This is a genomic window from Duganella sp. S19_KUP01_CR8 (genome assembly GCF_036688705.1).
Taxonomy (GTDB): Bacteria; Pseudomonadota; Gammaproteobacteria; order Burkholderiales; family Burkholderiaceae_D; genus Rugamonas.
In genome coordinates, this window is the sequence record NZ_JAQQPR010000009.1 from 87,540 (window position 1) to 101,075 (window position 13,536).

Sequence of the window (13,536 nt, forward strand, 5' to 3'; positions counted from 1 at the left end):
GCCTGATGCAGGGCGGCAATGTTTTTCGACAGTAAACCTAGTTCAAAAAATAATGAAAAAATCTTCCTTAGCATTCCTGGTCGGCGCCATCGTGGTGGCAGGCGGTGGCGTCTGGTACCTGACGCATCCAACGGCCGAACAGCCTAAAGCCGCCAGCGGCGCCGGCGCACAAGGCCCGACCACCGTCAGCGTGATCGCGCCGGTGCGCCAGGATGTGCCGGTGGTGCTGCAAGCGAACGGCACCGTCACGCCGATCAGCACGGTGGACCTGCATCCGCAAACCACCAGCACCATCGCCAAGGTGCATATCAAGGAAGGCCAGTTCGTCAAATCGGGCGAGCTGATGTTCACGCTGGACGACCGCAGCGAGCGCGCCAACGTCGACAAGGCCCAGGCCCAGGTCGCGCGCGACCAGGCCGCGCTGGCCGACTACGAGCGCCAGTACAAGCGCTCACTGGAGCTGCTGTCCAAGAACTTCATCGCCCAGGGCGCGGTCGACACGCTCAAGAGCCAGGTCGATTCGGCGCGCGCGCTGCTGCAGTCCGATGTCGCCGCCGCCCGTTCGGTCGGGGTCGACGCCAGCTACACCGCGATCCGCGCGCCGATGAACGGCCGGGTCGGCGCCATCAACGTCTATCCGGGCAGCCTGGTGCAACTGGCCACCTCGCTGACCACCATCACCCAGCTCGATCCGATCAATGTGTCCTTCACCTTGCCGGAGTCGGCGCTGGCCGGCCTGCTGCAGGCGCAACACGCCGGCGCGGTGGCGGTCAAGGTCGCGCTGGGCAACTCCGACAAGGAAATCAGCGGCGCCCTGAGCTTCATCGACAACACCGTCGATCCGGTCGCCGGCGTGATCCGCGTGAAAGCCCAGTTCGACAACAGGGACACCAATCTGTGGCCGGGCCAGTACGTCAACACCAAGCTGGTCTCGCAAGTGTTGAAAGACGCCATGGTGATACCGCAAAACGCTATCATCAGCAATACCCGCGGCACCTTCATCTACGCGGTCGATGCCGACCAGTCCGCCAAGGTGGTGAACATCAAGCGCCTGTACGCGTTTGGCGAAAGCGCCGCCGTGTCCGGCCTGAGCGGCAATGAGAAAGTCATCGTCGACGGCAAGCAAAACCTGCGGCCGGGCGGCAAGGTGCGTATCGCCGCCGCCGACAAGCCTGCCGACGGCCAGGCCAACAGCGCCAAACAGAAGGGCTGAGCATGAACCTTTCCGAGTTATGCATCCGCCGGCCGGTGATGGTGGTGCTGCTGTCGCTGACCTTGATACTGGCCGGCGTGCTGTCGTACTTCTACATTCCGGTCGCCGCACTGCCGAGCTACAACACCCCGGTCATCAACGTCTCGGCCGACCTGCCGGGCGCCGCGCCGGACACGATGGCCTCGTCCGTCGCGCTGCCGCTGGAGAAGCAGTTCTCCACCATCGCCGGCCTGGCGCTGATCACCTCCACCAACACGCTGGGCAATTCCTCGCTGACCCTGGAGTTCGATCCCAGCGTCAACGTCAACGAAGCGGCGGTCGACGTGCAGGCGGCGCTGCTGCGCGCCCAGCGCCAGTTGCCGATCGAGATGACCGACCTGCCGTCCTACCGCAAGGTCAACCCGGCCGACGCGCCGGTGCTGTTCATGACCATGAACTCGCCGTCGCTGACCCTGGCCGAGCTGAACGACTACGCTGAAAACCTGATCGCGCCGTCGCTATCGACCTTGCCGGGCGTGGCCCAGGTCAGCGTCAACGGCCAGAAGCGTTTCGCGGTGCGCGTGCGCGCCAAGTCCGAGCTGATGAACGCCCGCAACCTGACGCTGGATGAATTGCAGCAGGCGATCAAGTCGGCCAACGCCAACACCCCGCTCGGCATCCTCGACGGCCCCAGCCAGACGCTGACCATCCAGGGCAACGCCCAATTGATGAAGGCTTCCGAATTCGCCGAGCTGATCGTCGCCCAGCGCAACGGCCAGCCGGTGCGCCTGAAGGACGTGGCGACGGTGGAGGACAGCTTCCAGTCGGTCAAGACCGCCGGCAGCTACAACGGCGAGCGCTCCATCGTGCTGCTGGTGCAGCGCCAGCCGGACGCCAACACCGTGCAGGTGGTCGACGGCGTGCGTCGCCTGCTGCCGCGCTTCAAGACCCAGTTGCCGGCATCGATCAACATCAACCTGGTCAACGACCGTTCGGTGTCGATCCGCGAAGCCATCCACGACGTTAACCTGACCCTGCTGCTGACCATCTTCCTGGTGGTGCTGGTGATCTTCCTGTTCCTGCGCCGCGCGGCCGCCACCTTCATCCCGGCCATCACGATGCCGATCTCGCTGCTCGGCGCGCTGGCCTTGCTGTATGCCTTCGGCTACAGCCTCGACAACGTTTCCCTGCTCGGCATCACGCTGGCGGTCGGCCTGGTGGTCGACGACGCCATCGTGGTGCTGGAGAACATCGTCCGCCACATCGAGCTGGGCAAGAAGCCCTTGCAAGCCTCGCTGGTGGGCGCCAAGGAAATGGGCTTCACGATTATCTCGATCTCGGTCTCGCTGGTGGCCGTGTTCATACCGATCTTCTTCATGCCGGGCGTGATCGGCCTGATGTTCCATGAATTCGCCGTGGTGGTGGCGCTGTCGGTGCTGGTGTCGGCGGCGGTGTCGCTGATGCTGGTGCCGATGCTGGCCAGCCGCCTGCTGCCGGCCGACGCCATCGACCCCGAGCATGACAAGGGCGGCTTCATCGGCCGCTGGTTCGAGGCCGGCTTTACCGCGCTGCGCAACGGCTATGTGCGCACGCTGGACATCGCGCTGCACCACCGCTACATCGTGCTGATGGCGGCGATCGGCACCTTCGCGCTGACGGCGGTGCTCTACATCACCATTCCGAAAGGCTTCTTCCCCGAGGAGGACCTGGGCCAGATCCGCGTCAACACCGAAGCGTCGGAAGACATCTCGTCGGCCTCGCTGATGGACTTGCAGGAGCGTGTGGCGGCCGTCATCAAGGCCGATCCCAACGTGCAGGACGTGACCTCGTTTGTCGGCGGCGGCAACGGCGGCCGCATGTTCCTGGTGCTCAAGCCGCGCAACCAACGGCAGAAGATGCCGCAAGTGCTGGACAGCCTGCGCAAGGCCACCAAGACGGTGGCCGGCATCTCGGTCTACCTGAGTCCGGTGCAGAACCTGCAGCTGGGCGGACGCCAGTCCAAGAGCCGCTACCAGTACACGCTGCAATCGGTCAGCCCCGGCGCGCTCAACGACTGGGCGCAAAAATACCTCGACAAGCTGCGCGCCGATCCCGACTTCCGCGACGTCACCAGCGATTCGCAGAACAAGGGCCTGCAGGCGTCGCTGAAGATAGACCGCGACAAGGCCAACAACCTCGGCGTGGCCATCGGCGACGTCCGCACCGCGCTCTACCTGGCCTTCGGTGAGCGGCAGGTGTCGACCATCTACTCGCCGGCCGCCAGCTACTACGTGATCCTGGAGGCGGCCACCGCCGACCGCCAGTTCGACGACGCGCTGACCCGCATCTCGGTGCGCAACAAGAGCGGCAACCTGGTGCAGCTGTCCAGCTTTGCCACGGTCGAGCGCACCATCGGCCCGACCGCCGTCAACCACCAGGGCCAGCTGCAGGCGATCACCTTGTCGTTCAACCTGGCGCCGGACGTCCCGCTGGGCAAGGCCACCGCCAAGATCGACCAGATGGGCATGGACATGCATTTGCCGCCGTCCATCATCACCAACTACGGCGGCGACGCGGCGGTGTTCCAGAGTTCGCAAAGCAGCCAGCTGATCCTGATCATCGCCGCGCTGGGCGTGATCTACGTGCTGCTGGGCGTGCTGTACGAGAGCTACATCCACCCGCTGACCATTCTGGCCGGCCTGCCGTCGGCCGCCGTCGGCGCCTTGTTGACCTTGCGTTTGTTCAACCTGGACCTGACGATGATCGCCATCATCGGCATCCTGATGCTGATCGGCATCGTCAAGAAGAACGCCATCATGATGATCGACTTCGCGCTGCATGTGCAGCGCAACGAAGGCCGCACGCCGGCCGAGGCGATCCGCGAAGCCTGCGTGCTGCGCTTCCGCCCGATCATGATGACCACCATGGCCGCGCTGATGGGCGCCTTGCCGATCGCGCTGGGCCTGGGCGCCGGCGCCGAGCTGCGCCAGCCGCTCGGCCTGGCGGTGGTGGGCGGCCTGATCTTCTCGCAAGTGATCACGCTGTACATCACGCCGGTCATCTACCTGTTCCTCGACAAGTACAGCGGCAGCGGCCCGATGAGCGATGCCGAGCTGGTCGCCGGCGACGTGCCGGCCGCCGAAGGTGTGCACGCCGTGCCACTGAAGGCCGTGAACACGGTCAAGCATTGAGCGGTAGCAAGTTGCTTTAAAGACCGTTTCTTTATCATGGGCAAGTCGCCCACGATAAAGGACGGTTGCACATGAAACGCTACAGTGTCACCATCATCGGCATGGGCCCGCGCGGGCTCAGCGCTTTTGAGCGCATCGCCGCCATCGCCGCCGGCCGTCAACTACCGCTCGACATCAACCTGATCGAACCGGGCGACTGCGGCCCTGGCGTGCACGGCACGCGCCAGCCGCAGCATCTGCTGATCAACACCATCGCCAGCCAGGTCACGCTGTTTCCCGCCCCCGGCGCGGTGCAATATGCGCCGGTGTGCGCCACGCCCTCGCTGACGGCGTGGGCGCGTCAGGCCGGCTACCGCCGCGTCGGCGAGCGCTACTACCAGCTGGGCGAACACGGCGGCGCCGACATCACCGAAGCCGACTACCTGCCGCGCAGCCTGCTGGGCGAATACCTGGCCTGGGCCTACCGCCAGATCGCCGCCGCGCTGCCGTCCAGCGTGCGCCTGAACCACCACCGCCTGCGCGCGCGCGACATGTGGCGCTTGCCGGACGGCGCTTGCACCGTCGAGCTTGACACGGGCTACCAGGTGCACAGCGATTTCGTCTTCCTGACCACCGGCCACGGCCGCAACCAGCCCAGCGAGCCGGACGAGAAGCTGGCTAAATTCGCGCAAGAGCACGCGCGCCACAACAGCCGGCTGGCCTTCGTGCGCCACGCCTATCCGCTGGAGCAGCTCAACGGCATCGCCGCCGGCGCCCGCGTCGCCATCCAGGGGCTGGGCCTGAGCGCGCACGACATCATTGCCGAGCTGACGGTGGGGCGGGGCGGGGCTTTCGTGCGCGGCGAGCATGGCTTGCGCTACCAGCGTTCCGGCGGCGAGCCGCAGCTGACCCTGTGCTCGCGCAACTGCCTGCCGGCCGCCGCGCGCGGCGTCAACCAGAAGGGGCTGGACGGCCGCCACCAGCCGCACTACTTCACGCCGGACGCGGTGGCCGCGCTGCGCCGCCTGGCGCTGGCCTCGCGCGGCAGCCGCCAGCTGGACTTCGAGCGCGAGCTGCTGCCGCTGCTCAAGCGCGAAATGGCCTGGGTCTACCGCAGCACGCTGGCCACGGCCGAGCCCAACGGCGCAGCCCCCGATCCCGCCGATTACCGGCTGACAGCCGACGACGACGCGTTGATCGAGCAGCTGCTGTTCCCGCTGCGCGGCCGCCAGTTCGCCACGCTGGACGAATTCCGCGCATTCTTCAACGGCTGGCTGCGGGAGGACCTGGCCGAGGCCAGGCTGGGCAATGTTGGCAGTGCGATCAAGGCCGCCACCGACGTGCTGCGCGACGTGCGCGCCACCTTGCAGGCGGCGCTCGAGCATGGCGGGCTGACGCCGGCTTCGCACCGCCAATTCATGGAGGTCTACCACCCGGCCCTCAACCGCAGCGCCTTCGGGCCGCCGCTGCGGCGCAACCAGGAACTGCTGGCGCTGCTGGACGCCGGCGTGATCGAGATCCAGTCCGGCCCCCGCAGCAGCATCGAGCTCGACGAGCAGAACGCCTGCTATGTGCTGAGCACCCAATTCGGCGGCGGGGTCGTCAAACATCCGGTCGATGTGTTGCTGATCGCCCGCCTGGACGGCTTTTTTCCCGCGATGGACGATTCCTTACTTATCCGTAATGTGCTCAAGCGGGGCCTGGCGCGGCCGTATTTCAACGGCAGTTTCCACCCCGGCGGCATCGACATCGACGCCGCCGGCCGGCCGCGCGACGACTTCGGCCAGCCGTCCCGCAACATCTGGGCGCTGGGCTACCTCGTCGAGGGAGCGCACTACTACACGCACGCCTTGCCACGGCCGCAAATGCGCTCGCGCCAGGTGCTGGACGCCGATCGCAGCGTGCACGCCATGGTGGCCCTGATGGACGTCATCCCCCAGCCCGACACCCGCCACGCGGCCGCTCCGGCCACCTCGACGGCGTTGCCGCATGTCACTTTGTAAAGCCGATTGATACATACGGTAACACCCGTCAAGACGCGGAACTTGTAAGCTCTTCCTGATAAATTCCCTGGAGCGCACGCGCCGCTGTCCGGCGCGCTATCATGGCCTTGCGCAGCGGTTCCCAAAACGGTGGGACTCTGGCACTATGGCCGCATTTTGTCGACTTCGTTCCAACCAAGGTTTGCTATTTTGCATCACGATTCCCATTTACTCTCTGCAAATTCCGAATATTGCGAAACTTGCGGCCAGCGTTTGCCGGAGGCTGGGGAGCGGTTCGCCGCATGGGATCGTAAGTCGCAGTCCAACCGGATAGGCGTCGGCATTTCCATCGCGCTGCACTTGCTGGGCGTGCTGTACTACTTCCTCTCGCCCACGCCCAAGAACACCCATTCCGCGCCGCCCAAGGGCGGGGTGATGGTCTACATCGCCCCGTTGCCGGACAAGCCGCAGAACAAGCCGCAGCAGAAGAAACCCGAAGTGTCCAAGGCCACCAAGCCGCCGCCGCCGCGCAAGCAGGTGGCCACCAAGGATGCGCCGGCCGCCATCCGTCCCAAGCTGGAGACCTATGTGCCGCCGGTGCAGGCGACGATGACGCCGCCACCCGAGCAGGACATGTCCGAGATGATCGCCAAGCGCCGCGCCGCGCGCGAGGCCAACAACCCGCAACCGGCGCCGAGCGCCCCGGCCGAGAGCGACAGCGAGCGTTCGCTGCGCATCGCCAAGGGCAATATCGCCGGCGCGCAGGGCCGCACCAGCGGCGCCGACAGGGACGACACCGGCGGCATCTTCCAGGTCGACAAGAGCTACCACAGCGCCGACGTGAAGTTCCGCGGCTGGAACACCAACTTCAAGCGCCGCTGGCTGCAGCAGATCCACGTCGAGCAGGGCGCCGAGCAGGATATCGAGACCGCCGTGGCCAAGGAAATGGTCAAGATCATCCGCAAGGAAAAGCCGGGCGACTTCGAATGGGATTCGCGCCGCCTGGGCAAAGTGGTGACGATGAGCGCGCGCAAGGAAGACGAAAAGGAGCTGATCGCCTTCTTGCTGAAGGAAATGTTCCCCGAGTACACGCGCGGCCCCGGACGCTGATCTAGAAAGAAGTCGGGGTCAAGTCTGACATTCGGACACGAGCTCTGCCGTAAGCAACGTTACGGCAGAGCTCGTGTCCGAATGTCAGACTTGACCCCGGTGTTATTTTTGCGCTTTGAGCAGGCGGGCGACGTCTAGGGCGAAGTAGGTCAGCACGGCGTCGGCGCCGGCTCGCTTGAACGCCAGCATCGATTCCATCATCACCTTGTCGTGATCGAGCCAGCCGTTTTGCGCGGCGGCCTTGATCATCGCGTATTCGCCGCTGACCTGGTAAGCAAAGGTCGGCACCTTGAATTCATCCTTCACGCGGCGCACGATGTCCAGGTAAGGCATGCCCGGCTTGACCATCACCATGTCGGCGCCTTCGGCCAGATCCAGTCCCACTTCACGCAGGGCTTCGTCGCTGTTGGCCGGGTCCATCTGGTAGGTGTTCTTGTCGCTCTTGCCCAGGTTTTTGGCCGAGCCGACCGCGTCGCGGAACGGGCCGTAGAACGCCGACGCATACTTGGCCGAATACGCCATGATGCGGGTGTGGATGTGCCCGTGCGCTTCGAGCGCCGCGCGCACCGCGCCGATGCGGCCGTCCATCATGTCCGACGGCGCCACCACGTCGACGCCGGCGTCAGCCTGGCACAGGGCCTGGCGCACCAGCATCTCGGTGGTGACGTCGTTGATCACGTAGCCGTTGTCGTCGATCAAGCCGTCCTGGCCGTGGCTGGTGTACGGGTCCAGCGCGACGTCGGTCAAAATACCCAGCTGCGGGAAAGCCTGCTTCAGCGCCCGCACCGCGCGCGGCACCAGGCCGTCCGGATTGGTGGCTTCGATGCCGTCCGGCGTCTTCCTGGCGGCGTCGATCACCGGGAACAGCGCCAGCACCGGGATGCCCAGTTCCACGCATTCCTGCGCCACTTTCAGCAGCACATCCACCGACACCCGCTCCACGCCCGGCATCGACAACACCGGCTCGCGCTGCTGCGTGCCTTCCAGGATAAACACCGGATAGATCAAGTCCGAGGCCGTGACGTTGTTTTCACGCATCAATGCGCGCGAAAACGGGTCGCGGCGCATGCGGCGCATGCGGATGGCGGGGAATTGGGCGGAAACGTGTGGATTGTGCATCGCTGAAAACTTTCCTGAAAGCTGAAGGGTTATTGCTCGTCGGGCTCGACGTCGTCTTCCATCTCGATCAATTGCACCTGGGCGGCGGCTACCTCGTCGGTGACGCCGGCCAGTTCCAGTATCTTGTCGTTGGCTTCGTCGATGCCGACGCGCTTGAGCGCGGAGAACAGTTGTACGGTGAACGGGAAACCTTCGCCGTCTTCGTCGACATAGCTGGCCAGCTTGGCTTTCGCCTGGCGCAGCACGTTGACGGATTCGTTGCGGTTCAATTTGTCAACCTTGGTCAGGATGCAATGAATCGGCTTGCCGGTCGGGGCAAACCATTCCAGCATCTGGATGTCGAGGTCGGTGAACGGGCGGCGCGAGTCCATGATCAGGATCAGCGCGGCCAGCTGTTCGCGGCGCTGGACGTAGTCGCCCAGCAGGCGTTGCCAGTGCAGCTTGGCCGAACCGGACACTTCCGCGTAGCCGTAGCCCGGCAAGTCGACCAGCAGGCACTCGATTTCCTCGACGATCGTCGGGTCCTTGCGGTGCTGCGCGATGTGCGCGCCGCCGATCGAGAAGTAGTTGATGTGCTGGGTACGGCCAGGGGTCTTGGACGCGAACGCCAGGCCTTTCTGGTTGCACAGGATGTTGATGGCGGTCGATTTGCCGGCGTTGGAGCGACCTGCAAAGGCGATTTCCGGCACGTGAGTGTCGGGCAGATCGCGCAATTGGTTAACGGTCGTAAAGAAGCGGGCTTGCCAGAGTTTGGACATGGGATGGGGGAAAATGCAACAAAAGGGAGCAAATATGCTGGAAAGCTATTGTACAATGAGTGGTTACGAAGTGTTGCCATAGCATCTCGTGCCAAGCCTGCGGCAAACTTTCGACAAACTTTTTTGAGGGTGCTTGAATGAATCGTGCGTTTTCACCGTTTGTAACTTCCTTGTTGGTCGGCCTGCTGGCAATTGCGGGCACCGCAACCGCCTCAGAAGAAAAAAAACCGGCCCACGCCGAAGCGGCAGCGCCTAAAGTCGACGCGGCCAAAGGCGGCACCCTGTTTGACAGCGGCGACAACGCGCGCGGCCTGCCGGCATGCGTCTCCTGCCACGGCGCCGGCGGCAACTCCACCATCGCAGTCAATCCAAAACTGGCCGGCCAGCACGAAGGCTATCTGTACAAGCAGCTGGTGAACTTTTCGGGCGATGACCGGAATCAACCGGTCATGACCACCTACGCGAAGATGCTGACGGACGAGGAAAAGCACAACATCTCGGCCTGGCTGGCCGCCCAGGCGCAAAAGCCGGGCGCAGCGAAGAACAAGGACACGGTTGAACTGGGCAAGAAGATCTATCGCGGCGGCATCGCCGAGAAGAACGTTCCAGCCTGCGCCAGCTGCCACGGCGCGGCCGGCGCCGGCATCCCGGTGCAATATCCGCGCATCGGCGGCCAGCACCAGGATTACACGGTAGCCCAGCTGGGCCTGTTCAAGGCCGGCGGCCGCAAGAACAGCGCGCAGATGACCACCATCGCCAAGCGCATGTCGGATGAAGAAATGAAAGCCGTGGCCGATTACGTCGCCGGTTTGAAATAAGCAGCTGGCCGCGCCCCTGGGTTGCGGCGCAACTGATAGTGCATAGAGGGCGGCAGCGTAAGCGGGCTGCCCTTTTTGTTGATATGCTGCCGGCAGCATACTTTTTTTGAGATAGTTCCAGCATGAGCAGCAGCCCCAGCACCACCGGCATCGAACTGAAGACCCGCCGCCCCATCGTCGGCGAAATGGTCGAACTGATTTCCTCCATGCGTTTCGCCATCGCGCTGCTGGCGATGATCGCGATCGCCGCCATCGTCGGCACCGTGATGAAGCAGGGCGAGGCCACCAACAACTACATCAACCAGTTCGGGCCGTTCTGGTTCGAGGTGTTCGGCAAGCTGGGCCTGTACGGCGTGTACTCGGCCTGGTGGTTCCTGTTGCTGATGACCGCGCTGGTGACGTCGACCTCGCTGTGCATCATCCGCAACGCCCCCAAGATGCTCAAGGACATGCGCAGCTGGCGCGAGAACGTGCGCGAGAACTCGCTGCTCAATTTCCACCACAAGATGCAATGGCGTTCGCCGCTGGCGCGCGCCGCGCTGGCGCAGCAGACCGCGGCCCGCCTGGCCGACACCGGCTATAAGGTCAAGCTGGTCGACAAGGAGCACGGCACGCTGGTGGCGGCCAAGCAGGGCGCGGCCAACAAGTTCGGCTACATCTTCGCGCACTCGGCCATCGTCATCATCTGCATCGGCGGCCTGCTCGATTCGGACGTGCCGATCCGCCTGCAGGAATGGTTCTTCGGCAAGGTGCCGTTCAACGGCAGCGGCTTGATCTCGGCGGTGCCGGCGCGGAGCCGCCTCGGCCTGGGCAATCCCACCTTCCGCGGCAACACCATGATCCCGGAAGGCCAGTCCAGCGAAAGCGCCATCATCACCCGTCCCGACGGCGTGCTGATCCAGGACCTGCCGTTCACCATCAAGCTGAAAAAATTCACCATCGACTTCTACAGCACAGGCATGCCCAAGCTGTTCGCCAGCGAGGTGGAAGTGCGCGACCACGCCAGCGGCGAAGTGGTCAAGGCCGTCATCGAAGTCAACAAACCCTTGCTGTACCAGGGCCTGGCGATCTACCAGTCCAGCTTTGACGACGGCGGCAGCAAACTCAAGCTGACCGGCTTCCCGATGGTGGGCGCGGCCACCACCAAGTTCGACATCGCCGGCGAAGTGGGCGGCAGCACGGCTATGGGTGACGCCTACAGCGTCGAATGGTCGGGCTTCCGTCCGTTCAACGTCGAGAACCTGGCCGCCGCGCAGGACGCGCGCGCCGTCACCAAGGGCAAGAGCCTGGAAGAGCAGTTCGCCAACAGCCTCGACAAGCACACCGGCTCGGCCGGCCGCAACGCCAACAACAAGGACCTGAAGAACGTCGGCCCCAGCGTGACCTACAAGCTGCGCGACAAGACCGGCCAGGCGCGCGAATACCAGAACTACATGCAGCCGGTGACGGTGGACGGCGCCACGGTGTTCCTGGCCGGCATGCGGGTCAATCCGTCGGACCCGTTCAGCTTCCTGCGCATTCCGGCCGACGACGGCCACAGCGTGACCGAATGGATGCGCCTGCGCGCCGCCCTCAGCGACGCCAGCCTGCGCGCCGCCGCCGCCAAGCGCTACGCCGAACGCGCCACGCCGCAGTCGGCCAATGGCGACGCGCTGCGCGGGCAGTTGCAAGCCTCGGCCGAGAAGAGCTTGACCATCTTCGCCGGCAACGACAAGGCGGCCGGCTTCGTCGCCATTTCGCAGTTCCTGGAAAAGATCCCGGGCGCCGAGCAGGAAAAGGCCGCCGACGTGTTCATGAAGATCCTCAACGGCAGCCTGTGGGACCTGTGGCAGGCCGCGCGCGCCAGGGACGGCCTGGAGCCGGTCAGCGCCGACGAGAACCACGCCCGCTTCCTGCAACTGGCCACCAACGCCTTGTCGGACGCCTTCTTCTACGGCGCGCCGGTCTACCTGCAACTGGACGACTTCACCCAGGTCCAGGCCTCGGTGTTCCAGGTCACCCGTTCGCCGGGCAAGAAAGTGGTCTACCTGGGCTGTGTGTTCCTGGTGCTGGGTGTATTCTCGATGTTCTACATCCGCGAACGCCGCCTGTGGGTCTGGATCAAGGACGACGGCAACGGCGCGGAAGCGTTGATGGCCATGAGCACCCAGCGCAAAACGCTGGACTTCGAACGCGAGTTTGAAACTTTGAAAGAAAAGCTGCCGCAATCGGCGTAAGCTATAGCGGCCACGGAGACAAATGATGGAACTGACGCAATCGAAACTAACCTATAGCCAGGCGCCCGGCTACTTCAAGCGCCTGACCGCGTTCGACTGGCTGTTCGCGCTGGCGCTGCTGGCCGGCTCGCTGTACGGCCTGGCCACCTACGGCCACTACATGGACGTCTACGAGAAGGGCATCCTGCTGGCCGCCGCGCCGGCGTTTGCCGCGCTGGGCTGGCACTGGAAGCCGGCGCGCTGGCTGATGCCGCTGGTGGCCCTGCTGGCGCTGGGCGCGATCGCCATGTATGCCGGCGAGCTGGATAACGGCACCAAGAAATTCTGGCTGCGCATGATGCTGTCTAGCCAGTCCGCGATTTTGTGGATGAGCGTGATGTTCTGCCTGTCGACGCTGTTCTACGTGATCGGCCTGGCCGCGCGCTCGGATTCGGCCTCCAGCATCGGCTCCAAGCTGTGCTGGGCCGCCGTGGTGCTGGGCCTGACCGGCATGATGGTGCGCTGGTACGAGTCCTACCTGATCGGCGCCGACGTCGGCCACATCCCGGTATCGAATCTGTATGAAGTGTTTATCCTGTTCTCGCTGATCACCGCGATGTTCTACCTGTACTTCGAGCAGCGCTACGCCACCCGCCAGCTGGGCGCCTTCGTCACCATGGTGATCACCGCCGCGATCGGCTTCCTGTTCTGGTACACCACCTCGCGCGACGCCGCCGACATCCAGCCGCTGCTGCCGGCGCTGCAAAGCTGGTGGATGAAGATCCACGTACCGGCCAACTTTATCGGTTATGGCAACTTTGCCCTGGCTGCCATGGTGGCGGCGGCCTATCTGCTGAAAACATCGGGCCGCCTGGTCGACCGCCTGCCGTCGGAAGAAGTGCTGGACGACGTCATGTACAAGGCCATCTCGGCCGGCTTCGCCTTCTTCACCATCGCCACCATCCTCGGCGCGCTGTGGGCGGCGGAAGCGTGGGGCGGCTACTGGTCGTGGGATCCGAAGGAGACCTGGGCGCTGATCGTCTGGCTGAACTACGCGGCCTGGCTGCACATGCGCCTGATGACGGGCCTGCGCGGCCGTCCGGCGGCCTGGTGGGCGCTGGTGGGCCTGCTGGTGACTACTTTCGCCTTCCTGGGCGTGAACATGTTCCTGTCCGGTTTGCACTCCTACGGCAAGTTGTAAACGCAATGTGAA

General features: G+C 64.5%; 9 protein-coding genes. 7 read left to right on the top strand and 2 right to left on the bottom strand.

What is annotated here, in order from left to right:
- Nucleotides 1-52 precede the first annotated feature (52 nt).
- From V6M89_RS11330 to V6M89_RS11345, 4 genes are all read left to right on the top strand, one after another.
- Nucleotides 53-1,213: an efflux RND transporter periplasmic adaptor subunit gene (locus tag V6M89_RS11330; protein ID WP_332853261.1), complete on the top strand. Its 1,161-nt coding sequence runs from the start codon at nt 53-55 to the stop codon at nt 1,211-1,213.
- Between the two features lie 2 nt (nt 1,214-1,215).
- Nucleotides 1,216-4,362, top strand: coding sequence for an efflux RND transporter permease subunit (locus V6M89_RS11335; RefSeq protein ID WP_332853262.1), 3,147 nt, complete (start codon nt 1,216-1,218; stop codon nt 4,360-4,362).
- Between the two features lie 71 nt (nt 4,363-4,433).
- Nucleotides 4,434-6,344, top strand: coding sequence for an FAD/NAD(P)-binding protein (locus V6M89_RS11340; RefSeq protein WP_332853263.1), 1,911 nt, complete (start codon nt 4,434-4,436; stop codon nt 6,342-6,344).
- A 252-nt stretch (nt 6,345-6,596) separates the two neighbouring features.
- Complete coding sequence (locus V6M89_RS11345; RefSeq protein WP_332853264.1) at nt 6,597-7,433, top strand: hypothetical protein; 837 nt, start codon at nt 6,597-6,599, stop codon at nt 7,431-7,433.
- Between the two features lie 102 nt (nt 7,434-7,535).
- Here the strand turns inward: V6M89_RS11345 and hemB are convergent, their stop codons facing one another.
- Together hemB and yihA are read right to left on the bottom strand one after the other, a co-directional pair.
- Nucleotides 7,536-8,552 carry a porphobilinogen synthase gene (gene hemB, locus V6M89_RS11350; protein ID WP_332853265.1) on the bottom strand — a complete coding sequence of 339 codons (1,017 nt, stop codon included), beginning with the start codon at nt 8,550-8,552 and terminating at the stop codon, nt 7,536-7,538.
- A gap of 29 nt (nt 8,553-8,581) precedes the next feature.
- Complete coding sequence (yihA, locus tag V6M89_RS11355; RefSeq protein ID WP_332853266.1) at nt 8,582-9,310, bottom strand: ribosome biogenesis GTP-binding protein YihA/YsxC; 729 nt, start codon at nt 9,308-9,310, stop codon at nt 8,582-8,584.
- Nucleotides 9,311-9,447: 137 nt separating this feature from the next.
- Between yihA and V6M89_RS11360 the strand changes: the two genes are divergently transcribed.
- From V6M89_RS11360 to ccsB, 3 genes are all read left to right on the top strand, one after another.
- Nucleotides 9,448-10,128, top strand: a complete 681-nt coding sequence (locus V6M89_RS11360; RefSeq protein ID WP_332853267.1) for a c-type cytochrome — start codon at nt 9,448-9,450, stop codon at nt 10,126-10,128.
- A gap of 122 nt (nt 10,129-10,250) precedes the next feature.
- Entirely contained in the window at nt 10,251-12,344 is a 2,094-nt protein-coding gene (locus V6M89_RS11365) for a cytochrome c biogenesis protein ResB (protein WP_332853268.1), read from the top strand.
- Between the two features lie 25 nt (nt 12,345-12,369).
- Nucleotides 12,370-13,524 carry a c-type cytochrome biogenesis protein CcsB gene (gene ccsB, locus V6M89_RS11370; RefSeq protein WP_332853359.1) on the top strand — a complete coding sequence of 385 codons (1,155 nt, stop codon included), beginning with the start codon at nt 12,370-12,372 and terminating at the stop codon, nt 13,522-13,524.
- Nucleotides 13,525-13,536 lie beyond the last annotated feature (12 nt).